The 23,636-nt window shown below is 75.3% G+C and carries 20 protein-coding genes; 11 read left to right on the forward strand and 9 right to left on the reverse strand.

The window, feature by feature from the left end:
* Positions 1–70: 70 nt before the first annotated feature.
* The 4 genes from ABZ719_RS08700 to fxsT are packed head-to-tail and all read left to right on the forward strand — an operon-like array spanning position 71 to position 8,155.
* Entirely contained in the window at positions 71–1,030 is a 960-nt protein-coding gene (locus tag ABZ719_RS08700; RefSeq protein ID WP_366724477.1) for a trypsin-like peptidase domain-containing protein, read from the forward strand.
* The gene (locus ABZ719_RS08705) at positions 1,027–2,532 is read left to right on the forward strand and encodes a hypothetical protein (protein WP_366724478.1); all 1,506 of its coding nucleotides are present in this window, start codon (positions 1,027–1,029) and stop codon (positions 2,530–2,532) included. The genes ABZ719_RS08700 and ABZ719_RS08705 overlap by 4 nt, the downstream gene beginning before the upstream one ends.
* Positions 2,529–3,605, forward strand: coding sequence for a MoxR family ATPase (locus ABZ719_RS08710; RefSeq protein ID WP_366724479.1), 1,077 nt, complete (start codon positions 2,529–2,531; stop codon positions 3,603–3,605). Before ABZ719_RS08705 ends, ABZ719_RS08710 begins: the two co-directional genes overlap by 4 nt.
* Positions 3,602–8,155, forward strand: coding sequence for an FxSxx-COOH system tetratricopeptide repeat protein (gene fxsT, locus ABZ719_RS08715; protein WP_366724480.1), 4,554 nt, complete (start codon positions 3,602–3,604; stop codon positions 8,153–8,155). The genes ABZ719_RS08710 and fxsT overlap by 4 nt, the downstream gene beginning before the upstream one ends.
* 54 nt (positions 8,156–8,209) lie before the next feature.
* Here fxsT and ABZ719_RS08720 read toward each other — a convergent pair whose 3' ends face one another.
* From ABZ719_RS08720 to fxsA, 3 genes are read right to left on the reverse strand one after another with little or no spacing between them, the layout of a single operon-like run.
* The gene (locus tag ABZ719_RS08720; protein WP_366724481.1) at positions 8,210–9,430 is read right to left on the reverse strand and encodes an HEXXH motif-containing putative peptide modification protein; all 1,221 of its coding nucleotides are present in this window, start codon (positions 9,428–9,430) and stop codon (positions 8,210–8,212) included.
* The gene (locus tag ABZ719_RS08725) at positions 9,427–10,656 is read right to left on the reverse strand and encodes an FxsB family cyclophane-forming radical SAM/SPASM peptide maturase (protein ID WP_366724482.1); all 1,230 of its coding nucleotides are present in this window, start codon (positions 10,654–10,656) and stop codon (positions 9,427–9,429) included. The genes ABZ719_RS08720 and ABZ719_RS08725 overlap by 4 nt, the downstream gene beginning before the upstream one ends.
* Positions 10,653–10,832, reverse strand: coding sequence for an FxSxx-COOH cyclophane-containing RiPP peptide (gene fxsA / locus ABZ719_RS08730; RefSeq protein WP_366724483.1), 180 nt, complete (start codon positions 10,830–10,832; stop codon positions 10,653–10,655). The genes ABZ719_RS08725 and fxsA overlap by 4 nt, the downstream gene beginning before the upstream one ends.
* A 361-nt stretch (positions 10,833–11,193) precedes the next feature.
* On the opposite strand from fxsA, the gene ABZ719_RS08735 reads away from it, so the two are divergent.
* Entirely contained in the window at positions 11,194–12,663 is a 1,470-nt protein-coding gene (locus ABZ719_RS08735; protein WP_366724484.1) for a chloride channel protein, read from the forward strand.
* On the opposite strand, the gene ABZ719_RS08740 is transcribed toward ABZ719_RS08735, so the two are convergent.
* The 3 genes from ABZ719_RS08740 to ABZ719_RS08750 all read right to left on the reverse strand — a co-directional run bounded on the left by ABZ719_RS08740 (position 12,635) and on the right by ABZ719_RS08750 (position 14,604).
* Positions 12,635–13,123 carry a CU044_2847 family protein gene (locus ABZ719_RS08740; RefSeq protein ID WP_366724485.1) on the reverse strand — a complete coding sequence of 163 codons (489 nt, stop codon included), beginning with the start codon at positions 13,121–13,123 and terminating at the stop codon, positions 12,635–12,637. The two genes, ABZ719_RS08735 and ABZ719_RS08740, sit on opposite strands and share 29 nt — an antisense overlap.
* A gap of 151 nt (positions 13,124–13,274) precedes the next feature.
* Complete coding sequence (locus tag ABZ719_RS08745) at positions 13,275–13,712, reverse strand: hypothetical protein (protein WP_366724486.1); 438 nt, start codon at positions 13,710–13,712, stop codon at positions 13,275–13,277.
* 79 nt (positions 13,713–13,791) lie between these two features.
* A complete protein-coding gene (locus tag ABZ719_RS08750) occupies positions 13,792–14,604 on the reverse strand; it encodes a helix-turn-helix domain-containing protein (RefSeq protein ID WP_366724487.1) in 813 nt (270 codons plus the stop codon).
* A gap of 87 nt (positions 14,605–14,691) precedes the next feature.
* Here ABZ719_RS08750 and ABZ719_RS08755 point away from each other — a divergent pair, with 87 nt between their 5' ends.
* Complete coding sequence (locus ABZ719_RS08755; RefSeq protein ID WP_366724488.1) at positions 14,692–15,108, forward strand: hypothetical protein; 417 nt, start codon at positions 14,692–14,694, stop codon at positions 15,106–15,108.
* Positions 15,109–15,451: 343 nt separating this feature from the next.
* On the opposite strand, the gene ABZ719_RS08760 is transcribed toward ABZ719_RS08755, so the two are convergent.
* A complete protein-coding gene (locus ABZ719_RS08760) occupies positions 15,452–16,258 on the reverse strand; it encodes a TIGR02452 family protein (protein ID WP_366724489.1) in 807 nt (268 codons plus the stop codon).
* 317 nt (positions 16,259–16,575) lie between these two features.
* Here ABZ719_RS08760 and egtA point away from each other — a divergent pair, with 317 nt between their 5' ends.
* From egtA to egtD, 4 genes are read left to right on the forward strand one after another with little or no spacing between them, the layout of a single operon-like run.
* Complete coding sequence (egtA, locus tag ABZ719_RS08765; protein WP_366724490.1) at positions 16,576–17,877, forward strand: ergothioneine biosynthesis glutamate--cysteine ligase EgtA; 1,302 nt, start codon at positions 16,576–16,578, stop codon at positions 17,875–17,877.
* Complete coding sequence (gene egtB, locus ABZ719_RS08770) at positions 17,874–19,247, forward strand: ergothioneine biosynthesis protein EgtB (RefSeq protein WP_366724492.1); 1,374 nt, start codon at positions 17,874–17,876, stop codon at positions 19,245–19,247. Before egtA ends, egtB begins: the two co-directional genes overlap by 4 nt.
* On the forward strand, positions 19,247–20,056 hold the full coding sequence (gene egtC, locus ABZ719_RS08775) for an ergothioneine biosynthesis protein EgtC (protein WP_366724493.1): 810 nt from the start codon (positions 19,247–19,249) through the stop codon (positions 20,054–20,056). The genes egtB and egtC overlap by 1 nt, the downstream gene beginning before the upstream one ends.
* On the forward strand, positions 20,053–21,015 hold the full coding sequence (egtD, locus tag ABZ719_RS08780) for an L-histidine N(alpha)-methyltransferase (RefSeq protein WP_366724494.1): 963 nt from the start codon (positions 20,053–20,055) through the stop codon (positions 21,013–21,015). Before egtC ends, egtD begins: the two co-directional genes overlap by 4 nt.
* Positions 21,016–21,189: 174 nt before the next feature.
* Here egtD and ABZ719_RS08785 read toward each other — a convergent pair whose 3' ends face one another.
* A complete protein-coding gene (locus tag ABZ719_RS08785; RefSeq protein ID WP_366724495.1) occupies positions 21,190–22,449 on the reverse strand; it encodes an extracellular solute-binding protein in 1,260 nt (419 codons plus the stop codon).
* A 267-nt stretch (positions 22,450–22,716) separates the two neighbouring features.
* Here ABZ719_RS08785 and ABZ719_RS08790 point away from each other — a divergent pair, with 267 nt between their 5' ends.
* Positions 22,717–22,932: a dodecin gene (locus tag ABZ719_RS08790; RefSeq protein WP_366724496.1), complete on the forward strand. Its 216-nt coding sequence runs from the start codon at positions 22,717–22,719 to the stop codon at positions 22,930–22,932.
* A gap of 160 nt (positions 22,933–23,092) precedes the next feature.
* Here ABZ719_RS08790 and ABZ719_RS08795 read toward each other — a convergent pair whose 3' ends face one another.
* A complete protein-coding gene (locus ABZ719_RS08795) occupies positions 23,093–23,584 on the reverse strand; it encodes a hypothetical protein (RefSeq protein WP_366724497.1) in 492 nt (163 codons plus the stop codon).
* Positions 23,585–23,636 lie beyond the last annotated feature (52 nt).

The following is a 23,636-nucleotide window of genomic DNA, read 5'->3' on the forward strand; positions in this document are numbered from 1 at the left end:
TTCGGGCACACGACTGTCACCGGCCGCGGTTGTCTGCCAACATCGTGCAAAGGCGGAGCGAACGGGGCGCGTGGTGTCGCAGTCGATCGAGGACTCATGGCGGGTGCGGATTCTCGGCTCGGACAACACACCGGTGGGATCGGGTGTTCTGGTGGACGGGGGGCGGGTGCTGACGTGTGCTCACGTCGTGCAGGGCGCGCTGGAGCTGGCGGAGAACGAGTCCCCCGAGGGGCTGAGCGTCACGGTCGACCACCCCGGTTCCCTCAGCCGTGAGGTGTCGTACGCCTCCGTCCTGCCGCAGGGCTGGGCCCCGCCCGAGGGGGAACGCGCGGACGTCGCGGTCCTGGAGCTGACCGGCGCGCCGCCCTCCGGCTGCGTCCCGGCCCGGCTGCGTGCGTGCGGCCCCGTACGGGAGCGGTCCGTGCGGGTCTTCGGCCAGTCCTCGGCCGCCGCACCCGGCGTCTGGGTGACGGCTCGGCTGCTCGGCGCGGGCGGGCTCAGCCCGGACTGGGTGCAGCTGGAGAGCCCGGAGGGGTCCGAGGAGCGGGTGCGAGGCGGATACAGCGGGGCGGGCGTCGTGGACGCGGACGGGTACGTCATCGGCGTCGTCGTCGCCGTGCGCCGCCCGGCCGGGTCCCGCACCGCGTGGATGATCCCCGTCGAGGCCGCGGTGCGCTACTGCCCGCTGCTGGCCGGTGCCGTGCACGGCGGCCCCGCGCCGGCGCCCGCCTGGCCGCGCGGCGCGGACCGGGAGCTGACCACCGCCCTGGTGAGGCTGCCGAGCATGCGCGACCCGCAGCGCCGTGAGAGCGTGCTGCGCGACGCCGGGGACGAGATCTTCGACCTGGCCGAGCGGTCACCGGTCCTGGTCGAGGACGTACGCGGGGTCGTGGCGCTGTGCCTGCAGTACGCGGACGGCATCGACCGGCTCGCCGCCGCACTGCGCTGGTACGAGCGCGGGTCGCTGCCGATGCGCGAGTTCGAGCGCGTGGTCCTGCGGCTGCGCGGCGACGCGGGGACCACACCGTGACCGGCGGCGCCGGCACACCGCGCACGGACCTGTTCTGGGAACTGGCCGGCCTCATCGCCCGCATCCCCGGACTCGGCCACCCGCTGCCGCTGCGGCGCGCCGCGGAGGCGTTCGCCGAGCGGTTCGGACCGGTGGACACCGAACGCTCCGGCATGCTCAGGGAGGACCTCTACGCGACGCTGCGGGCGTGCGACAGCTACCCCGAGGGGCTGCGGTTCTACCTCGACCGGCTGGGCAGCGGGCGTACCGGGACGCTGGCGTGGGCGGCCGTCGAGCAGATGTACCTGCGGCTGTACCCGGAGCGGCTGCTGACGGCCGCCGAGCGCGACGAGCTGTGCGCGCTGCTCGCGCAGTGCCCCGCCACCACGCCGCTGGAGCCGCTCGCGCGGCGCTTCCTGCCGTTCCTGCCGCGGCCGGCGGGCAAAGAGGCCGGCGGGCCCGGGGCGGTCGCGGAACTGCTCGACGCCCTGGAGGACGCCCTGGTCCTGGCGGACGAGGCGCACCCGCTGCTCTCCTTCGTCGAAGCCGTGGCGGCCTGCCTCCAGCGGCCGCTGGAGGCAGGTCTGCAGGCCTGGAACGACAAGGTGGCGCACCGCATCGGCTGCCCGCCCCAGCTGCTGCGCAGGGTCCGTTTCCGGGAGCGGGCCCGGCTCGGGCGGCCGGCCGAGCCGTACCGGCTGCTCGTGGAGATCGTGGCGCACCCGGCCGCACCCGACGAGTACCACGTGCGGGGCTGGCTGCTGTCCCCCGCGCGGGGACCGCACTCCCTGCTCGCCGACCGCAGGGTGGCCTCCCGGGCCGCGCTGGAGGAGACGGTCGCCGCTGTGCACCAGAGCGCGCTGGAGCGCCTCGGGGAGCTGAGCGCCGGACTGAAGGTGGAGTTCCTGCTGCCCCGGCCGCTGCTGTGGCTGGACGTCGACCAGTTCCTGGTCCGGCCGGCCGGTTCGGTGGCCCGCCCCATCGGCGCCGACCACACGGTCCTGGTGCGCAGCCGCGACCGTTTCCACAAGCGGTACTGGTGGCCGGCGCTGCACCGCCGCCTGGCCTGGCTCGAGACCCACCCGGACGGCGTTTTCGAGGCCCCGGCCGTACGGTACGTCGCGCACGGCCGCGCCCCCGCGCCCTACGACCTGCTGAGCGAACTGCGCGACGGGGAGACGCCGTTCTGCTTCGTGCTGCTCGACCCCCCTGCCTACGACGGCGATCTGGCGGCCGACCCGGTCTACGTCCTGCTGGAGGTGGGTGTTCCGGCCATCGTCGCGCTGCGCCGCCAGGGCCACCACGCCGAGGCGCGGCCCCAGTTGGGGAATCTGCTGGCCGGAAGGTTGGATGCGCTGCCCGACCGGGTACGACATCTGCGGGGCGTCGGTCCGGGCGGCGGTGGGTCAGCGGTGACGCTGGACCTGCATCGCCACGTCACCCTAGTGTGGGACAGCCAAGACGGACTGGAGGGGGCGGAGGCCGCGCTCGGGCATCCGCGGACCGGGGGTGGCAGGCCATGACCGGGGAGACGACCGATCAGCGTGAGGCACGGCAGCCCCGTCCTCCCGCCTGGTGGGTGTTCCGGGACAACGGCGCTCAGCACGCGCCGTCCGAACCGCTGCCCCCGCTGCCCGCCCCGCCGCCCTGGCGGCGCTTCAGGCCGGACACCGACAGCCCGCCGCTGGACATCCCCGACCCGGGCGACCACTGGGACGTGGAGCGGAAGCTGGGATCGCGCCGGGCGGGCACCTTGGACCACGCCGTCGTCGACGTCATCAACGCCGCGATCCAGCTGCGCCGCCCGCTGCTGGTCACCGGGCAGCCGGGCACCGGCAAGTCCAGTCTGGCCCACCAGATCGCCGCCGAGCTGGGTCTGGGCCGGGTGCTGTGGTGGCCGGTGGTCAGCCGTACGACGCTGCGCGACGGCCTGTACGACTACGACGCGATCGGCAGGGTGCAGGACGCGCCCGCCGGGACGGGCCCCGGCCTCAAGCGCGAGCCGCTGCCCGACGTGGGCCGCTATCTGACGCTCGGTCCGCTCGGCACGGCGCTGCTGCCCTGGAAGCGTCCCCGGGTGCTGCTCATCGACGAGCTGGACAAGAGCGACATCGACCTGCCCAACGACCTGCTGCACATCTTCGAGGAGGGCGAGTTCCGCATCCGCGAGCTGGAGCGGCTGGGCCAGTCCCGGCGCGAGGCGAGCGTCGGCACGGCCGACCACGGCTCACCGGTCGTGGTGCGCGACGGACGGGTGCGCTGCTCGGAGTTCCCGGTGGTGGTGATCACCAGCAACGGCGAACGCGCCTTCTCGCCCGCCTTCCGCCGCCGCTGCCTGGAGGTGGAACTCGCCGCTCCGGACGAGGCACGGCTGGCCGCGATGGTGGAGGCCCACTTCGGCGCCGGACGGGACCCGCGGGCGGCGGAACTGGTCCGCGCGTTCCTCCAGGAGCGCGGGGACGGTTCGCTCGCCGCCGACCAGCTCCTGAACACCGTGCACATGCTCACGAACGGCGCCGCCGACGCCGACGAGGCGTCCTGGACGCAGTTGCGGGCGGCGCTGTGGCGCAGCCTTGCGACGGACGCCTCGCCATGACCGGCGGGGCGGGCCGGTCGCCGTCGGCGCGCGAGTGGGCGGAGGCGATCTGGCTGGCGGAGCGCGTCGGGACGGCCGGGGGCGTCCTGCCGGACCGTGCCGTGCCGGGCCGTGTGCCGCCCCGGACCGGCGGGCCCGCGGACTTACCGCCCCCGGCCGCGTCCGTGGTGCGGGAGACACCGCGCGCCGACGCCGGACCGGACGCCGCCGATGCCGGGCACGCGGGGCCCGGGAGCCGGGGCGCCGGTCCGCCCGCCGGCCGTTCCCCTGCCGAGGACGCTCCCTCCGCGGGCACCCCGGCCACCGGTTTTCCGCCCGCCGTCTCGCCTTCCGGAGCCGACGAGGACGGTCCGCCGCCGCACGCCCCGCGGAAGTCCGCGGCTCCTGCGGGTGCCGGGGAGGAGGAGGCGGAGTCCGGATCATCGTCCGGGCGGCTGGTGCGGGGGCCGCTGACCGACATGGGGTCCCCGGTGGGCGCGCCGCCGCTCTCCGTCCCGCTGTTCGACTCCGACACCCGCCCGGGGGTGCTGCGCGACCCGCTCCGGCTGGCCCGCGCCCTGCGTCCCCTCAACCGGCGGATCCGCTCGCGCCGCAGGTTCACCCTGGACGAGGAGCGGACCGCGATCCGGTCGGCGGAGCTCGGCCGGTGGAGTCCCGTTCCGGCCGACGTGCCGGACCGGTGGTTCGAGGTCGCGCTCGTCGTCGAGCAGAGCGTGTCGATGGCCGTGTGGCGGGGCGTCGCCGACCGGTTCGCCGAACTGCTGCGCCGTCAGGGCGCGTTCGCCGACGTACGGGTGTGGTGGCTGGACACCCGCGGCGGGAAGGCGGCGCGGCTGCGCTCCCACCACGGCGGCCCGGCCCGCGCCCCGGACGAGCTGTTCCATCCGCAGGGACGCCGGCTGGTGCTGCTGATGAGCGACTGCGTGGGGGACGCCTGGGCGTCCGGCAGCGTGCCCCGGCTGCTGCACCGCTGGGCGCGGCACACCCCGGTGGCGGTGCTCCAGCCGCTGCCCGGCCGTCTGTGGGACCTGTGCGAGGCGGTGCCCCGGGACGTACGGGTGCGCGCCCTGGCGCCCGGGCTGCCGAACGCGCGGCTGCTCCTGCGGCACGGCGGGCGCTGGGTGCGGCCCGGCGCGCTGCCCGTGCCGGTGCTGGAGATGGAGGCGTCCTGGTTCACGGGCTGGGCGCGCATGGTGGCCGGTGAGGCGCCCTCGCACAGTGACGTGGCGGCCCTGCTGGTGGACGAGCAGGGCCTGGCCCCGGAGTGTCTGCCGCCGCTCGCCCCCGAGCACCGGCCCCGTCCGGTCTCCCCGGAACAGGCGGTAGGGCGTTTCCTGCGGCACGCCTCCCCGCAGGCGCGGCGGCTCGCCGCCCAGCTGGCGATGGTCCCGTTGCGGCCGGAGGTCGTGGGGGCGGTGCAGCGTCTGCTGGGGCGGGCGGGCGGCCCGCTGCCGTTCGCGGAGATCCTGCTCGGCGGTCTGCTCGCGGCGGACAGCGGTCCGCGGGCCGGCCGGCCCGGGGGCGCGGGAGCGGGCGGCGGGGCGCGGGAGGACGGTCCGCGCTTCGAGTTCCTGGAAGGCGTACGCGACCGGCTGCTGTTCGGCCTCGGGCGCACCGAGACCCTGCGCACGCTGCAGGAGGTCTCGCAGATCGCCGGCCGGGTCATGGGCGCCCGTTCCGGGCTGCTGGGGACGCTGGTGGCCGCGCCCGCCGAACTGGACGGGACCGTGCTCGGACCGGCCGACCAGGAACTGCTGTCGGCGGCCGCACCCGCCCTGGCCGCGCTCGGACCGGCCTACGGAGGCGCACTGGCCCGCGCACGGGCGCATTCGTCTTTGGGCGGCCCCGCGGGCGGGGAGGACAGCGGGCGTCGGCCCGCCTCGTCCGGCGCGGCGGCACCGCCCACCACTCCACCTCCCAGGGAACCGGCTCAGCGCATGGAGGACGTGTCGATGGACCCCGCCCCTTCCCGTACGACGCCACCGGCCGCGGGCGTCGAGCGGCCCGGCCCGCCCGTGGGGAGCACCCGCACGCCGGCGGCCGGGACCCCCCTGCCGTCCCGGCTGCCGCGGACCATGCCGCTCCCCCAGGGCTCCTACTTCACCGGCCGGGAGGAGGAACTCGACAGGCTGCGGGCCATGCTGCACGCGGGGGACCAGGCGGCCGTCCTGCCGTACGCCCTCTACGGGATGGGCGGGGTCGGCAAGACCCGGCTGGCCGTCGAGTACGTGCACCGCCACCACACGGAGTACGAGCGGATCTGGTGGATCGACGCCGAGCAGCCCGCCGTGATCCGCCAGCAGCTCGCCTCGCTGGTGCCGGACTTCGGCGCGGCGGCCGAGGGCCCCGGAGACCCGGTGGACCGCGTCCTGGCGGCGATGTCCACCGGGGAGCCGTTCCGCCGCTGGCTGCTGGTGATGGACAACGCCGGGGCGCCCGAGGACGTGGTCCCCTACATCCCGTCGCTGCTCGGGGTGGCGCAGGGCGCGGGGCACGTCCTGGTCACCTCCCGTCACTCCGGCTGGGCCGACCGGGTGCACGCGCTGCACGTGGACGTGTTCTCCCGGCAGGAGAGCATCGGCTTCCTGCGCCGGCGCACGCCCTGGGCCACCCAGGAGGAGGCCGAACGGCTCGCCGAGTCCCTGGGCGACCTGCCGCTGGCGCTGGAGCACTCGGTGGCGGCGCAGGCCCAGTCCGGCATCGGCACCGGCGCCTACCTGGAACTCCTCGAGAACCGCCGCCAGGAGCTGCTGGCGGAACCCCCGTCCTCGGGCGTGCGGCCGGTCGCGGCGACCTGGCGGGCCTCGGTGGACCTGCTGCGCGCACAGAACCCGCAGGCGCTCGAACTGCTGCGGCTGCTGGCCTTCTTCGGACCCGAGCCCGTCGCGCAGTCGTTCCTGCGCGACGCGCGGCTGCTGAACCTTCCCGACGACCTCGCCCCGGTCGCCCGCGACGAGCTGGCCCGCGGCCGGGCGGTCCGGGCCATCAACCAGTTCTCGCTGCTGAGCGTCAACGCGGCCACCGGGACCCTCCAGGTGCACCGGCTGCTCAGCGGTGTCCTGCGGGACGAACTGTCCGACGAGGAGGCCACCAGGCTGCGGCACCTGGTCCACGAGATCATCGCCGCGCACGACCCCGGTGACTCCCAGCGCCCGGAGAACTGGCGCAACTACGCCGACATCCTGCCCCACCTCGAACCGTCCGGCCTGCTGGACTGCGGGGACGCCAAGGCGCGGGACACGGCCCTGAGCATCCTGGGTTACGTCATCGCGCGCGGTGACTTCCGCGGTGCCGTCCAGCTGGCCGGGAAGGTCGCCGGCATCTGGCACACGACGCTGGGCCCCGACCACGTCCAGACGCTGTGGGCGCGCCGGCAGCAGGCGAGCGCGCACTGGCAGCTGGCCGAGTTCGAGGACTCGCGCCGGATCAACGAGGACGTGCTGGCCAGACTGCGCACCACGCTGGGCGACGACCACGAGTTCACCCTCACCGTGGCCGGGGCCACCGCCGCCGACCTGCGCGCGGCGGGCCGCTTCCCGCAGGCGCTGGCCCTGGACCGGGACGCCTACGACCGCAGCGTCCAGCTGCACGGCGAACAGAACCCGCACGTCCTGACCGTGGGGCACAACTACAGCGTGAGCCTGCGCGTCAACGGCCTGTACGAGGAGGCGCTCGCCCTCGACCAGCGCATCCACGACGCCCGGCTGGAGATCCTCGGCCCCACGGCCCGCTCCACCCTCTTCTCCATCAACAACGTGGCGCGCGACATGCGCGAGTGCGGCCGGTACGCGGACGCGATGATCCTGCAGAGCAGTACGGTGGCCCGCTACCGCGAGCAGTACGGCGACCGGCACCCGCACACGGCACGCGCGATCAAGAACTTCTCGGTGACCTGCCGCAAGGCCGGCGACTTCGAGCAGGGACTCGCCCTGGCCCGGGAGGCGCTGGAGCTGTACCGGACGCTGTTCGGCCAGGACCACGTCGACACGCTGGCGGCGCTGACGAACATCTCCAACGACCTCAGACTGACCGGGGATCCGGCGGCGGCACGCGAGCACAGCGCCGACGCGCTGCGCCGCTACCGGTCCGTGCTGGGTCCGGTGCATCCGCTGACGGGCGTGGCCGGTGTCGACCACGGGGCGGCGCTGCGCGCCTCGCGGCAGCACGCGGAGGCCCGTCAGGTCGACGAGGAGACGGTGGCGGCACTGGCCGCGGCGCTCCCGCACGACCACCCGTGGCTGCTGCTGGCCCGGGTCAACCTCGCCACCGACCTGGCGCACGGGGGCGAGCCGGAGGCGGCGCGGACGCTGGGCGAGCAGTGCGCCCGCGCGCTGGAGGCCCGCTACGGCGACCGTCACCCGGCGACGCTGGCGGCGCTGACCAACGTGGCCCTGGACACGGCGGCCACCGGCGACGAGGAGGCGGCCGAGGAACTGCTGACGTCGGTGCGGCGCCGCTATCTGGCGACCCTCGGCCCCGACCACCCGGAGAGCCGCGGCGCCGCCGCCGGGATCCGCGCGGAGTGCGACATCGAGCCCCCGCCGATCTGACCCGCCCCTGCCCGCCGGCCCGGGGGCGCCTGGCCTCCCCGGGCGCGGCCCGGGTCACGGCGGTGCGTCGTCCCACTCGGCGAGGACGTCGCGCAGGGCGCGCAGGAGCAGGTGTCCGTTCTCGGTGAGCCAGTCGCCGCGTTGCAGCTCGTCGGCGGCGCGGCGGGCGGTGCGCCGCCACCGCTCGTAGGGCGCGTGGGCGGCCCGGTCGCCCAGGGCCGCCTCGGTGCGCCAGAACGCGGCGGTCACGCAGAACGCCGAGGCGCCCTGGAGCAGGGCCGAGGGCGGCCGGGGCCGTTCGCTCCAGGGGGCGTTGCCGCGGGCGCCGGGCGGGGCGTCGAGCAGCCGGGTCAGGTCCTGCAGCGCGTACAGGAGCGAGTGCTGCGTCTCGTGGACGAGCGCGGCGGCGAGTTCGGCGGGGTCGTCGAGCGGTGCGAGGGCGACGAGGCCGTGGGCGTCGCTGAAGGAGGCGCTCAGCCAGCGGCCGGAGGTGCCGGCGGGGGCCCGCGGCGGCAGGGGGACGACGGCGCGGACGGTGCCGCGCACCGCGTCGGCCCGGTCGGGGTGGCGGCCGGCGAGGTGCCGCCAGGCCGCGCCGAGCCGCTCCCGCCAGCGGGCGAGTTCGCCCGCCTGCGGCGGCCCGGGGTCGTCGAGGGAGGGGTGGGAGTCGAGGCGCAGGCGCAGGCGCGGGCCGGGGCCCGCGAGGGTGAGGTGCGGCAGGGGCGCCCAGCCGGGCGCGGTCCGCCCGGGGGCGTCCGGCACGGTGACGGTGACGGTGGTCCCGGGGCCGTGGGCGGTCACGGTGGTGCCGTGCGGGCCTCCCGCGACGCGCGCGGCGCGCGTGTGGGGGGCCAGGGCGGCGCGGCCGAGTCCGGGCAGGCGGAGAGTGCCGTCGTGGACCGGGACGTCGAGGCGGAAGGTGAGGCCGGCGCGGTGCCCGGCGGCCGCGGCGAGGGCGCCGACCGGATCGGGCCGGCCGTCGCGCACGGCCTCGGCCAGCGCGGTCCCGGTGGCCGGGTCCGTGATCAGGGCGTCGAAGACGGCGGGTGCGTGGTGGCGTACGGCGGCCAGGAGGGCGACGGCCCGGGCGCGGCCGGGTCCGCCGCGCGGGTCCTCGTGCAGGGCGCGCAGCAGCAGGAGGTTGCGGCTCGCGCGGGCGGTGCGCAGCAGGCGCACGGTGGCTCGGTCCGGGGTGCCGCGGGCGAGCTGGCGCCACAGGCCGCCGGGCAGGGGCAGCGGGGGCGCGGGCGCGGCGGCCCGGTGGTCGCAGGTCAACGGCGGGCCCCGGCGGCTCGGTCGAGGTCGGCGCGCAGGACGTGGGCGACGTGCCGGATCAGGGCCATCAGGTCGGGGCAGTAGACGGAGGGGTTGAGGTAGCCGTTGTCGGCGCGGTAGCGGTGCGGGTAGTGGCCGCCGCCGCAGACGGTGCCGACCGGGCAGGCGCGGCAGGGGGCGGCCAGGGCGCGGGCACCGAGCTGGCGGGCCACGGCGCCGGGGTGGTCCAGGAGGGCGTCGAAGGAGTGGCGGTGGACGTCCAGGCCGCTGCGGTCGGCTCCCTCGTAGGCGGACTTGAGCTGGTCGGAGAGGGTGAGGGAGCCGTCCGTGTCGACGACCGCGAGCTGGCAGGGGGCGCCGCCGATGGTCTCGGTGCGGGTGACGCCGCCGAGGAGGAGGTCGAGGACCGACTCGAAGAACGCGATGCGCACCGGTGGTCCGGGCGTGCCGTACCAGCGGTCGAAGACGGTGGCGAGCCACTGGCCGTAGGGGGTGTGGCCGGGGTCGGCGGTGCGTCCCGGGGGGCGGGCCGTCCAGTTGCCCAGCGGCAGCAGCAGGCGCAGCGCGGGCGGGTCGTAGGAGAGCAGGTGCTCGTAGGTGGCGAGCGGGTCGGCGGTGATGTCGACGGTGCACAGGATGCCGGCCCACACCTCGCGGTGGCCGGGGGCGGCGAGGCGGCGCAGGGCGGCGGCGACCCGGGCGTGGCTGCCGCGTCCGGCGTGGTCGCGGCGGGCGCGGTCGTGGGTGCGCGCGGTGCCGTCGAGGCTGACGGCGATCTTGATGTCCTCCTCGTGGCACATGCGCAGGACGTCGTCGTCGAGGAGGGTGCCGTTGGTCTGGACGACGACCTCGGCCGTGGTGCCGGCCGGGAGCCGCGCGCGCAGGGTCCGGCTGAGGGTGCGCAGCAGGGGGGTTCCGGCGAGCAGCGGTTCCCCGCCGTGGAGGATGACGCGCACGGAGCCGGGGCGGTGGTGTGCCGCGTGTTCGGCGATCCGGTGGCACACCTGTGCCGCCGTGTCCGGGGACATGGTGTGCGGCTGGGTCCGCCAGTGCCGGTCGGCGGCCTCGTACACGTAGCAGTAGGTGCAGGCGAGGTTGCAGCGGCTGTGCACCTTGACGACGAACTCCCGGAACGGCAGGGGGCGTTCTCCGGCGGCGCGCAGGGCGGCGACGTCGAGGAGGTCGTCGGGCCACCGGCCGTGCGGGGCGCTGCCTGCGGGGGTCACGGGGCGGGGTCGGTGAGTCGGCGCGGGCCCTCGGCGGTGTCGCCTCCGGAGTCGTAGGCGGCCACCGGCGCTTCCTCGCCCGCCAGGTGGCGCAGGACGCGGCTCAGGGCCGCGGACAGCGCCGAGTCGGTGCCCTCCAGAATCTCCTCCAGGGGCAGCCCTGTCAGATCCGGCATGTCCGCCGTGCACTCACCGGCCCCGCTCGGCATCGGCCTCAGCCCCCTGTCGCCACCGCCGCTGACTGTGTGTTGATCCGACTTTGAGGATAACCAGAGGGACGTAGGCAGGTCAGCCCGTGATTCGGGCGCGGCCGACCGGTTCCGCTGGGGTGTATTGGACGGTTGTGCGATGGGGTGTCAGTATGCTGATGCTCCGTCATCCCCCGTTCGGAGCTGCGCGGTTGACCTTGCGCGGCATCGGCCGTCACCCTGGCCGAGGGGAACGGTGTCGGGTGGCGGGAGTATGCGGGTGACAGCGGGGGCGCGCGGTACGGAAGAGCGTTCACGGCGCTGGTCCTTACGGTCTTCGGCCGCACGGTTGCTGCCGGCGGACGGCGCGGACGACGCACAGGCACGCTGGGTGGTGCCCGCCGTCCTCATCGGCGCGGTGGCGGGTCTGGGCGCGGCGGCGCTGTTCGGGCTGCTCCACCTGTGCACCGGCTGGCTGCTGGAGTCGGTGGCCGGTTACCGGCCCTACCGGACGACGGCGGAGGGCGGATTCCTGGAGCTGGAGGGCTCCGACCGGCCGTGGCTGGTGCCGCTGGTGGCCGGCGGCGGCGCCCTGGTCGCCACCGCGTTCGCGCTGTGGCTGGCCCCCGAGGCGCGCGGGCACGGCACGGACGCGGCCATCGCGGCGGCCCACCACGATCCGGCGGGCATGCGCGGCCGGGTGACGGTGGTGAAGCTCGTGGCGTCGGCGCTGACGCTGGGCTCCGGCGGCTCGGGCGGCACGGAGGGGCCCGCGGCGCAGATCTCGGCGGCCTTCGGTTCCGTCATCGCCAGGCGGACCGGCATGTCGCGCGAGCAGGCCCGGACCGCCCTGGTGATCGGGCTGGCCTCGGGGGTGGGCGCGATCTTCCGGGCACCGCTCGGCGGGGCGCTGCTCGGGGCGGAGATGCTGCACCGGCGGGGCATGGACGCGCGGGTCCTGCCGAAGGCGCTGATCGCCTCCGTGTCGGGCTGGCTGACGTTCGGCGCCTGTTTCGGGTTCACGCCCGTACTGGGCCACCACGCGGGCGCGGCGGTGAGCGGTGCCGGGGAGTTCGCGCTGGTCGCCGTGGTGGGTGTCGTGGCGGGTGGCGCCGGGCGGCTGTACACGGCGTGCTTCTACGCGGTGCACCTGCGGGTGGAGGCACGCGCGCGCGGGCCGCTGTCCCGGATCGCGGCGCCGACGGTCGGGGCACTGCTGGTGGGCGGGCTCGGGCTGCTGGTGCCGGGGGTGCTCGGGACGGGGTACGGCCTCATGGAGGCGGTGACGCAGCGGCAGTTGCTGCTGGATCTCCCGCTGGCCGTGGTCCTCGCGCTGCCCCTGGCGAAGATCGTCGCCACGGCGCTGACGGTGGGGTCGGGCGGGTCCGGCGGGATCTTCGGGCCCGGCATGGTGGTGGGCGCGGGGGTGGGCGCCGCGCTGTGGCGGCTGGCCGAGCCGCTGGGCATCGCCCCGCACAGTCCGCTGGTCCCGGTGGCGGTCGGCATGGCGGCCTGTCTGGGCTCGGTGGCCCACGCTCCGCTCGGTGTGCTGGTGATGGTGGCGGAGATGCTCGGGGACGCCGCGCTGCTCGGGCCCGGCATCCTGGCCGTGCTGTGCGCGCAGGCCGTCACCGGCGGCACGACCCTGTACCGCAGCCAGCTGGAGCGCGTCGGTGACGTGCCGGACCTGGTGAAGGATCCGGTGCCCCCGGTGGACGTGGCGGCTCCGGCCCAGCGCACGGTGGTGGCTCCCGTGCGCCGGGAGCCACCGGACGCGGATCCCGTGGCGGTCACGTCGACGGACCCGATGTCCCACTGACGCCCGGCGCCGGGCTGTCACCGGCGCCCGTACCCGGTCCGGTGTCCGGACCGCCGACCGCGCCCGTGCCCTCTCCTCCGCCCCCGCCCTGGTCGCCGCCGTCGTCCCCGTCCTGCGGCAGCCGGTGTCCGGGGGTGGTCCGCTCCCAGACCACCTTGACCTTCACGTGCCCCTCGACGCCCGTCCGTGCGATGACCGCACCCGCCTCCACGCTGAACTTCACCCCGAACTCCAGCTCCACGGTGGACGGCGGGGACGGCATCGCGGTGATCCGCCGCAGGGTGCGGCCGGCCACGTCCCGGATCTGGTCGAGGCCGGCCTCGAACCCGTCCACCGCCTCCTGCCGGGTGCCGCCGACGCGCCGCCGGGCGCGCTCGACCCCGGGGTCGTCGTCCGCCATCTCGACGTAGACCCCGGCGGTTCCCCCGCCCAGGTCGAAGCGCACCAGTTCCCCGCTCATGAACTCCCCCTCGCCCACCGCGTCCGGCACCGGCACCGCACGGGCGCCAGGGCGAGCACCTACCCCTTCGGCGCCCCTCCGAAGCATGCGCGAGCCGCGCCTGACACACCGCCAGGCGCCCACGCCGTCAGGCCGTCAGGCCGTCAGGCCGTCAGGCCGTCAGCAGCACGATTCCCAGGGTGATCAGGACGGCGACCTTGACGATCTCCAGAGCCACATAGACCAGGTGGTCGTGCGACCGGGGGCCGTCCACCGCCTCCGCGCCGGACAGGACCCGGTCGGACCTGCGGTTCAGCCGGGGGCGGACGAGGACCAGCTGCACCAGCAGGAGGACGGCGACGGCCGCGGTCAGGGCGGTGACCGGAGCCGGGGGGCCGCCCAGGGCCACCGCGGCGATCACCACGACGGCCAGCGCGGCCTCCACCAGGTTCAGGGCCCGGAAGACCATGCGGCCGATGCCCAGTCCGATGGGAATGGTCACGCCCGGGGCGCGGAACTTCAGCGGAGCCTCCAGGAAGGAGATGCCCAGCACCATGCCGAGCCAGACGAAGGTGACCGCGCTCGCCGTCGCGGCCGACGTGGTGTTCATCGATGTGCTGCCTTTCTGTCCGGGCGGACGGGCCCGGGCCGTTCTCCGCCGGGGCCGCGGGGACCCGGCCCTGTTCACGTCATCCGGCGGGCGTCCCGGCGGTCGCGGGGGCGGCCAGGTGCGCCAGACAGGAGTCGGGGGTGGCGAACGGCTCCAGGCCGCTCGCGGTCAGCGGGGCGTCCAGCTCAGCCGACGCGCCCTGCATCAGCCCCAGATGCAGCGGGCACACCAACTGGCCGTACTCCTCGGCCAGTTCCAGGAAGGGGCAGTGGCGCAGTCGGATCCGTTCCGGCATGCCGCCCTGGCCGCCTCCCTCGGGGGCCGGGTCGAAACCGAGGTCGTCGAGCAGGCCGACCAGCCGGTCCAACGGCCCCGCTGCCGTCGGCCCCTCTCCCGCCGGCCGCGCAGCCGCCTCCGCGTCCGCGGGGTCCACGGCCGCCGGCCGCGTCGCGGACGGGAGCGGTGGGGTGCCCGGCTGCGAGAGGGGCGGCAAAGGCGGCGGGGACTTCGCGAGACGGCGGCCCCATGCGCGGCCCGTCTCGACGGCGGCGGTCCGCGCATCGGGCCCGCGCGCGGCCAGTTCGTCCAGCAGCATCCGCGCCAGCAGACCGTAGCCGCGGGCGCCGCCGCGGTCCATTCCGGGCCGGGCGGCGTACACCGTGCGGGGACGTCCGGGACCCGGGCGCCGGCGTCCCGAGCCGTCCATGTCCTCGGCCCGCCGTTCGGCCAGCCCCTCGGCCACCAGGGCGTCCAGGTGGAATCGCACCGTGTTGGGGTGGACCCCGATCCGCTCGGCGGCCTCCGCGGCACCCAGCGGCCCGGGGGCCGAGCGCAGCACGTCCAGCACCTCGCGCCGACGAGGGTTGCGCCGCCTCTCGGACACTCCGATCACCCCTTCCCACCTGCGGATATTTTTTACGAGTCGACCATGGAACAATCGTAGGCGATGCATCGGAGCCACAGGGAAGAGGGGTGCACCATGGCGTCGTCCGCCGCGCACGACACCGGTCCGGACGGGGCCGGGCCGCCCGAGCCGCGCCTGCTGTGCGACGCCCGCGCGCTGGCCGGGGATCCATCGGCAGCGGCGGGCGTGCTGTGGAAGCTGGCGGAGAGCGGACGTCAGCTCGACGCCAATCTGGTCCGCCTCGCACCGGGCGCGCGGGTCGCACCGCACGCCGAACCGGACCTGGACGTGCTGGTGTACGTCGTCTCCGGCGGCGGGACGCTCGGCGCGGGCCCGCGGGACGAACGCCGGGAACTGACCGAGGGCGCCACCGTCTGGCTGCCGCACGGTTCGACGCGCAGCCTCGGCGCCGGCCCGGACGGGCTCGTCTACCTGACGCTGCACCGGCGGCGTCCCGGCATGCGGATCCGGTCACGGAAAGAGGGATCCTGACGGGAGGTCAGGATACCGGGGAGAGGTCGGCGCCACTGAGGGGCGCCCCGGGTACGCGCCGGCGCACGACGGCACCGAAGCCGCGGGGGGCGGCGGTGGCGGCCACCTCCCGGCGGCCGCAGCTCCGAGAACTGCGGATCGAAGTGGTGGGGTACGCCGGCGCCCGCTAGGGGGTGTTTCGAAAGTGGCGCCGTCCGCCCGAAGGGCGGGCCCCGCGGCGTCTGGTGCGTGTGATCGCAAGGCGGAGGGTCGTCCTCGTACTGGGCGTACGTGGACGATCCCGACAACGCGGCGAGCGCGCGTGCCAGGCGCCGCGGGGCAGGCGGGACTTTCGAAACACGCCCTAGGAGAAAGCGCGCGCGAAGGCCGCCCGGACGACGTTTCCCGGCGTCCGGTCCAGCACCCCGAACACCACGTGCTCGAAGGCGTCCGAGAACCGCCCGCCCGGCCCCAGGAGCGCCCGGAAGGCGCCCGCCACCTGCGCGGGGTCGTTGCGGAACACCCCGCATCCCCACGCGCCGAGCACCAGGTGCCGGTAGCCGTGGGCGGCGGCCGTCTCCAGCACCCGCTCGGCGCGGACGGCCAGGGCGTCCGGCAGCCGGGCGGCCCGCTCGGGCGCGTCCCGCAGCACCACCCCGGCGTTCGGGGCGGCGGCGGTCAGGAAACCGGCGGTGTACGGCTCGTCCAGAAGCCGGCCGCGGTCGTCACGGAAGACGGGGACGGCCGGTGAGTGGATCACCCGGTCGGAGTAGAACGGATCGCGGTGTGCGCGGTGGTGCTCGTAGAACTCCCTGGCCTCGAGCAGACACGTGTACAGCGCCGAGGCACGGCACAGGGCCTCTTCCTGGGCCTGTGCGCCGTTGAGGTAGCCGCCGCCGGGATTGCGCGCCGAGGCGAAGTTGAGGACGGCCACCGGCCCGCCGAGCCGCCGGGCGGCCTCCAGGCTGCTCTCCCCCGTGACCTCGAAGGAGGTCTCGGCCGGTGCCCAGGGCGGTACGGGCACCGGACCGGGCCCGCTCATGCGCGTCCCGGCCCGGGCGGCCTCGACGGCCGCCGCCAGGCGCACCTCGCGCCCGTCCTCCCGGCGATAGACCCCGGCCATCACGATCTGTTCGGTCTGCTGTGCGATGCCGCGCAGGCGCGCGCTCATGGCGCCACCCCCGTGGGCGCCGTGACCGCGCACCGCGCGGCGTCCCCCGTGTTCATGCACGCATCGTGGGCGATCCGCGGGCCCGGGTGCAACGGAGTTTCCGCTTCCGGGAGCCGCCGAAGCCGCCCTCGTGATCCGTGGGCAGGCGCCGTGAAGCCGCGGGAAACATCGCGGAAACGGAGATTTCAGGGCACGATTGTCCCGTTCTGCACCCTTGTGCGAATCGGCCAGAGGGTTTTGGGTGGGGACGGTGCGACCCCGTCCCGGACCACGGAACCCGGGCCGGTGGCATGGTGGAATCTCAGGAGGATCCCGACATGTCCGATTCGGCAAGTGGCTGTACGGAGCCCCGTACCGCCGTCACCGAAGCCGAGGTCGAGGCTCTGGTCAGTGGCATCTGCTTCAAGACCGGACCGCCCCGTACCGTCGGCGTCGAAGTGGAATGGCTGGTCCACGAGCTGCGCGCGCCGCGGCTCCCGGTGACCCCCGAACGTCTCGAAGCGGCCTACGCCGCCCTGCGGACCGTGCCCCTGGGATCGGCGCTCACCGTCGAACCCGGCGGCCAGCTGGAACTCAGCTCGCCGCCCGCCGCCTCCCTGACGGAGTGCGTCGGCACCGTCTCCGCCGACCTCGCCCGCGTCCGTGCCGTACTGGCCGGGGACGGGCTGTGCCTGGTCGGCCTCGGTCACGACCCCTGGCACACCCCCCGCAGGTTCCTGCGGGAGCGGCGTTACGACGCCCTGGAGGCCTGCCTGGACCGCGGCGGCCCGGCCGGCCGGCACATGATGTGCACCTCCGCCTCCGTCCAGGTGTGCCTGGACGCCGGCCACGAGGAGCCGGGGCCGCTCGGCCACGTGCGGCGCTGGTGGCTCGCGCACCAGCTCGGCGCGGTCCTGGTGGCCGCGTTCGCGAACTCCCCGCTGCTCGGGAACCGGCCCACCGGGTGGCGCTCCACCCGCCAGTTGCTGTGGACGGAGATCGGCCCGGGCCGGGCGGGCGCACCGCCGCTGGACGGCTCCCCCCGCACCGCCTGGGCCCGGCACGTCCTGGACGCGCCGGTGATGTGCGTACGGCGTGACGACGGTCCGTGGCACGTGCCCGAGGGGCTGAGCTTCCGGGAGTGGATACGCTCCGGCCTCCCGAGACGGCCGTCCCGGGAGGATCTCGACTACCACCTCACCACCCTGTTCCCGCCCGTCAGGCCGCGCGGCCACCTGGAACTGCGCATGATCGACGCGCAGCCCGGGGACGACGGATGGATCGTGCCGCTCGCGGTGACGGCGGCGCTCTTCGACGACCCGGAGGCCGCCGAGAGCGCGTACCGGGCCGTGAAACCGCTCGCCGAGCGGACCATGGGCCGGCCCGCGCCGCACAATCCGCTCTGGATCGAGGCGGCCCGCTCCGGGCTCGCCGACCCCGAGTTGCGCGACGTGGCGGTCACCTGCTTCGAGGCCGCCCTGGCGGCCCTGCCCCGGCTCGGTGCCACCGCCGCGGTCCAGGACGCCGTCAGCACGCACCTGGACCACTACGTCCGCAAGGGCCGCTGCCCCGCCGACGACCTGCTCGACCGGCTGGACGGCCGGGACCGCCGCACCCACGGGAAGGACCTCAGCTCATGACCGACCCCGCGCTCGACCCCGCGCCCGCTGCGGCGCCCGGTCCGACGCCCGGCGCCGGAACCGACCCCGAGGCGCTGCGCGCCCGCGCCCTGACCTCGCTCACCACCGCCCGGGAGCGCACCACGCTGCTGACCAGCTGCGTGGAGGAGCCCGACCTGACCGCTCAGCACTCCCCGCTGATGTCCCCGCTGGTGTGGGACCTCGCGCACATCGGCAACCAGGAGGAGCTGTGGCTGCTGCGCACGGTCGCCGGGCGGGAGGCGATGCGCCCGGAGATCGACAGCCTCTACGACGCCTTCGAACACCCGCGTTCCGAACGCCCCTCGCTGCCGCTGCTGGCACCCGCCGAGGCCCGCGCGTACGCGTCCGAGGTGCGCGGCAGGGTGCTGGACGTGCTGGAGTCCGCCGCCTTCCACGGGACCCGGCTCACCGAGGCGGGCTTCGCCTTCGGCATGATCGCCCAGCACGAACAGCAGCACGACGAGACGATGCTGATCACGCATCAGCTGCGCCGGGGCCCGCGCGCCCTGACCGCGCCCGACCCCGAACCGGTACCCCCGTTCACCGGCCCGCCCGAAGTCCTCGTGCCCGGTGGTCCGTTCACCATGGGCACCTCCACCGAGCCGTGGGCGCTGGACAACGAACGGCCCGCGCACGTACGCGAGGTGGCGCCGTTCTGGATCGACACCACCCCGGTGACCAACGGCGCGTACCAGGCGTTCGTGGAGGACGGCGGATACGACGACGCGCGCTGGTGGGCGCCCGCGGGCTGGGACCACATCCGGCGCCAGGGCATCACCGCGCCGCTGTTCTGGCGGCGCGAGGGCGGGCAGTGGCTGCGGCGGCACTTCGGCGCCACCGAGGCCGTACCTCCCGGCGAGCCGGTGCTGCACGTGAGCTGGTACGAGGCCGACGCCTACGCCCGCTGGGCCGGACGGCGGCTGCCCACCGAGGCCGAGTGGGAGAAGGCCGCGCGGCACGACCCGGCCACCGGCCGCTCGGCCCGCTACCCGTGGGGGGACGCGGACCCCTCGCCCGCACACGCCAACCTGGGCCAGCGGCACCTGCGCCCGGCCCCGGCGGGCAGCTACCCCGACGGTGAATCACCGCTGGGAGTACGGCAGTTGATCGGTGACGTGTGGGAGTGGACGGCGAGCGACTTCCTCCCGTACCCGGGATTCGCGGCGTTCCCGTACAAGGAGTACTCCGAGGTGTTCTTCGGGCCGGAGTACAAGGTGCTGCGCGGCGGCTCGTTCGCCGTGGACCCGGTGGCCTGCCGGGGCACCTTCCGCAACTGGGACTACCCGGTCAGGCGGCAGATCTTCTCCGGCTTCCGCACCGCCCGCTCGGCCCGGCCCGGAGAGTCCTGATGTGCCGTCATCTGGCCCGGCTGGGCCCCGAGGAGCCGATCGGCCGCGTCCTGACGGAGCCGCCGCACAGCCTGTACCGCCAGTCCTGGGCGCCCCGGCAGCAGCGGTACGGCACGGTCAACGCCGACGGTTTCGGCGTCGGCTGGTACGCCGCCGGTGACCCCGTGCCCGCCCGCTACCGCCGGGCCGGACCCGTCTGGGCCGACCTGTCCTTCGCCGACCTCGCCCGGGTCGTGCGGACCGGGGCCCTGCTCGCCGCGGTGCGCGACGCGACCCTTTCGGGCGCGGACGCGGAGGCCGCGGCGGCCCCGTTCGCCGCGGGCCGGTGGCTGTTCAGCCACAACGGCGCCGTGACCGGCTGGCCCGGCTCGCTCGCCGGGCCGGCCCGGACGCTGCCGCCCGAGGACCTGCTCGCACTGGAGGCCCGCAACGACTCCGCCCTCGTGTGGGCGCTGGTGCTGGCCAGGCTGCGCGCCGGCGACACCCCCGCCCAGGCGCTCGCCGACACGGTGCTGGAGGTGGCCGCGGCGGCGCCCGGCTCCCGGCTCAACCTGCTGCTCACCGACGGCGACACGATCACCGCGACCGCCTGGGGCGACACCCTGTGGTACCTCGCCGCACCCGGGCCCGGGTCGGTGGTGGTGGCCTCCGAGCCCTACGACGACGATCCGCGCTGGCGCCGCGTGCCCGACCGCACGCTGCTGGCGGCGCACCGCACGGACGTCCTGCTGACCCCGCTCAAGGACCTCACCGTCAAGAACTCCGCCGAGGACCTGGCATCCGCACCCCCCGAGGAGCCCCGCACGTGAGCCCGTTCCACGTCACCCGCATCCTGCCCGAGGACGCCATGGCGGCCGCGCTGCGCGCCGACGTCCGGCACGGGCTGACCAGCGACCCGAAGGCCCTGCCGCCGAAGTGGTTCTACGACGCGCACGGCAGTGATCTGTTCGAGCGGATCACCGGACTCGCCGAGTACTACCCGACCCGCGCCGAACGCGAGATCCTCGCCGGCCGGGCCGCCGAGATCGCCGCCGCCCTGCCCGCCCGCACCCTGGTCGAACTGGGCTCCGGCTCCTCGCAGAAGACCCGCTACCTCATCGACGCCCTCACCGGCCTGCACACCTACGTCCCCGTCGACGTGAGCGAGAGCGCGCTGCGCCAGGCCGGACGGGCGCTGACCGCCGAACGCCCCGGCCTGGCCGTGCACGCGCTGATCGCCGACTTCACCGCCGGGCTCACCCTGCCCGAGGTCCCCGGCCCGAGGCTGCTGGCGTTCCTCGGCGGCACCATCGGCAACCTGCTGCCCGACGAACGCGCGGAGTTCCTGGCCGGCGTGCGCGCGCTGCTCTCCCCCGGTGACGCGCTGCTCCTCGGCACCGACCTGGTCAAGGACGAGGAGGTGCTGGTGCGGGCGTACGACGACGCGGCCGGGGTGACCGCCGCGTTCAACAAGAACGTCCTCGCCGTCGTCGACCGCGAACTGGGCGCCGACTTCGACCCGGACGCCTTCGACCACGTCGCGCTGTGGAACCCGGACGACGAGTGGATCGAGATGCGGCTGCGCTCCCGTACCGCGCAGACCGTGAAGGTGCCCGCCCTCGATCTCGCCGTCGACTTCGCCGCGGGCGAGGACCTGCGCACCGAGGTCTCGGCGAAGTTCCGCCGGGAGGGGGTGAGCGCGGAACTGGCCGCTGCCGGGCTGGAGCTGACCCGGTGGTGGACGGACGCCGCAGGGCGCTTCGCGCTGTCGCTCAGCGTGGTGCGGTGAACGTGCCGCGCTGAGCCCCGTACGCGGGGCCGAGCCGACCGCCTGGCCCGGGCCCGCCACCCGGCCGGGGCCGCCCCGCCGCGACGGCCCGAAGCCGGGAACGAGGGGCTCGGCCCGCACACGGCCCAGGCCCGGCGCAGGGGTCCAGGCCGGCGGTCGATCCAGGCCGGGGGCTCAGCCCAGGCCAGGTGCCAGTTGTTCGGTGATCCGCCGGGAGGCGCGGCGGGCCTCCGTGCGCGGGTCGCCGCCGTCGAGCACCTTCGTCATGTACCGCTTGATCGGGTTGTCGGCCTCCACGGCGGCCCACTGCGGGGTGCTGGGGGTCGCCCGGCCGTGCGCGGCGCCCGCCGCCATGGCCGCGACCCCCTCCTCCCCGGCGACCGCCGAGGCGAGCGTCGTCTTGTTGGGGACGTAGTTCATGGTGCGGGCCAGCTCGGTGTCCCACTTCGCGCCGGTGAGGGCGGCGACGACCGCGACCGCCGCGTCCCGGTCGCCGGTGTTGCGCGGCACGATGAGGTCGGAGCCGCCGGTGAAGACGGCGCCGGGCCGTGCGGCGGTCTTCCCCGGCACCGGGAAGAACCCCAGCTTGCCCCGCAGGCCGGGGTTCTGCCGCACGACGGCCTGCGCGACACCGGGCACGGCCACGATCTGCGCGACCTTGCCGGCGGCGAACACCCCGGCCTGCGGCGGGTGTTCCTCGTCGGAGCCCGCGGGACCGTCGCCGAGCGCCTGCAGCCGCTGGTAGAAGTCCATCCCGCGCAGGGCGGCCGGCGTGTCCAGGGTGCCCTTCCAGACGTTGGCGCTCTCCTTGGCGAGGTCGCCGCCCTCGTCCCAGATGAACCCGGAGAGCGTGTACCAGTCCTGACCCGCCAGGTAGATGCCCTGGTTGCCGCCCTTGTCGAGCTTCTCGGTGGCGGCGAGCCACTCGGCGCGGGTGCGCGGCGGGGTCGTGACGCCGGCCTGCTCGAAGAGGTCCTTGCGGTAGACGACGACACGGTTGGCCGCGTACCACGGGATGCCGTACTGGGCGGAGTTGTCCTGGCCCGGCTCGGCCAGACCCGGCACCCAGTCCCGCATGCCCCAGTCACGCATCGACTCCAGGGTCAGGTTGGTGAGCCGGCCGCCCTCGACGTACTGGGCGACCTGGGTGTTGCCGACCTCGATGACGTCCGGTCCGCCCTTCCCGTCGCCCGAGAGGGCGGCCTGCACCTTCGGGCCGATGCCGGTCCATTCCTGGATGCGGATGTCGAGGCGCAGGTCCTTGTGGCCGCGCTCGAAGTCCTCGGTGAAGCGGTGCAGGAAGTCCTGCGAGGCACTGTCCTTCATCAGCCAGACGGTGACGGTCTGCCGCCCGCCGGTGCTGCCGGGCAGCGCTCCGCAGGCGCTGACCAGCGCGGCGGACACACAGACGAGGGCGAGGAGGCGACGTCTCACGAGGGGTCCAGTTCTGTCAGGTGCACAGGAAAGATCCCGACGTGGGGGGCCGAGCCGCGGGCTCGTACGGGCGTGCTGGGATTTTGGTATGGACCAATACGGAGGTCAAGTGTCCGTCCGGTCACGATCCGCACATCTCGCGCGCGGGCCCCGGATACGGCACCGTGGAGTGACGTGTGACGCGACCCCCACGGTGCGTCACCGTCCGACGTGACATCCCGTCGTCCGGCGCCCCGCGGCGCCGCCCGCGAGAGGAGCACCCGCACCATGACCGACCACGTTTACCGGGTCACCGAGATCGTCGGCAGTTCGCACCAGGGGGTCGACGACGCCATCCGCAACGCCATCACCCGCGCGTCCCAGACCGTGCGCAACCTGGACTGGTTCGAGGTCACCCAGGTCCGGGGCCAGATCGAGAACGGCCGGATCGAGCACTACCAGGTGGGCCTGAAGGTCGGCTTCCGCATCGAGGAAGCGGGCTGAGGCCGGCACCTGGGACCGAGGACGCGGGCTGAGGCCGGCCGGTACCCCCGGACCGAGCACGCGGGCCGAGGCCACCGGCACCTCCGGACCGAGGACGCGGGCTGAAGCCGGCCGGCACCTCCGGACCGGGGACGCGGGCCGGGACCGCTCCCGCTCCCTCTCAGGTCCGCCCCTCCCGCTCCTGCGCCTGCGCCAGCTCGGGCGAGGGAGCCGTCCAGCGGGCGCGCAGGACACGGAACCCCGCCCGTTCGGCGTCCTCGCACACCAGCTCGTCGTCGTCCACGAGCACCCGGATCTCGCGGTCCCCGGCGAGCCGCCGCAGGATCTCCAGCTTGGTGATCCGGGCGGGCCTGCGGTCGCCGTCGGGCCGCATGTGCACGCGGCCCTCGGGCAGTTCGTGGGCGGCGAGCCAGTCGAGCGTGTCCTGACGGCACCGCTCGGGCCGCCCGGTGAGGTAGACGACCTCGCACTCCACCGCGCTGTCCCGGGCCAGCCGTACGCCCTCGGTGATCGGCGGGTCCTGGGGCGCGGCGGCGAAGAAGGCGTCCCAGGCGCGGGGCCGCCGCTGCAGGAAACGCTGCCGGTGCGCCGTGTCGGCCAGGGTGTTGTCCAGGTCGAACACGGCGAGGGGCCGCTTGCTGGTGTCCGTCACGCGGACCACCCTAGGGCCTGCCGTCCGGATCCGGGCCCGGCCCGGTGCGAGG

Origin of the sequence: Streptomyces sp. NPDC006743 (assembly GCF_040703815.1) — a bacterium.
In the GTDB taxonomy this organism is placed as follows: domain Bacteria; phylum Actinomycetota; class Actinomycetes; order Streptomycetales; family Streptomycetaceae; genus Streptomyces.

Coding starts and splice junctions, on each gene's coding strand:
- ABZ719_RS08710 (WP_366724479.1), top strand. CDS start 2,529: ATGACCGGGGAGACGACCGATCAGCGTGAGGCACGGCAGCCCCGTCCT.
- fxsT (WP_366724480.1), top strand. CDS start 3,602: ATGACCGGCGGGGCGGGCCGGTCGCCGTCGGCGCGCGAGTGGGCGGAG.
- fxsA (WP_366724483.1), bottom strand. CDS start 10,832: ATGCCGGATCTGACAGGGCTGCCCCTGGAGGAGATTCTGGAGGGCACC.
- ABZ719_RS08740 (WP_366724485.1), bottom strand. CDS start 13,123: ATGAGCGGGGAACTGGTGCGCTTCGACCTGGGCGGGGGAACCGCCGGG.
- ABZ719_RS08745 (WP_366724486.1), bottom strand. CDS start 13,712: ATGAACACCACGTCGGCCGCGACGGCGAGCGCGGTCACCTTCGTCTGG.
- ABZ719_RS08755 (WP_366724488.1), top strand. CDS start 14,692: ATGGCGTCGTCCGCCGCGCACGACACCGGTCCGGACGGGGCCGGGCCG.
- ABZ719_RS08760 (WP_366724489.1), bottom strand. CDS start 16,258: ATGAGCGCGCGCCTGCGCGGCATCGCACAGCAGACCGAACAGATCGTG.
- egtA (WP_366724490.1), top strand. CDS start 16,576: ATGTCCGATTCGGCAAGTGGCTGTACGGAGCCCCGTACCGCCGTCACC.
- egtB (WP_366724492.1), top strand. CDS start 17,874: ATGACCGACCCCGCGCTCGACCCCGCGCCCGCTGCGGCGCCCGGTCCG.
- egtC (WP_366724493.1), top strand. CDS start 19,247: ATGTGCCGTCATCTGGCCCGGCTGGGCCCCGAGGAGCCGATCGGCCGC.
- ABZ719_RS08790 (WP_366724496.1), top strand. CDS start 22,717: ATGACCGACCACGTTTACCGGGTCACCGAGATCGTCGGCAGTTCGCAC.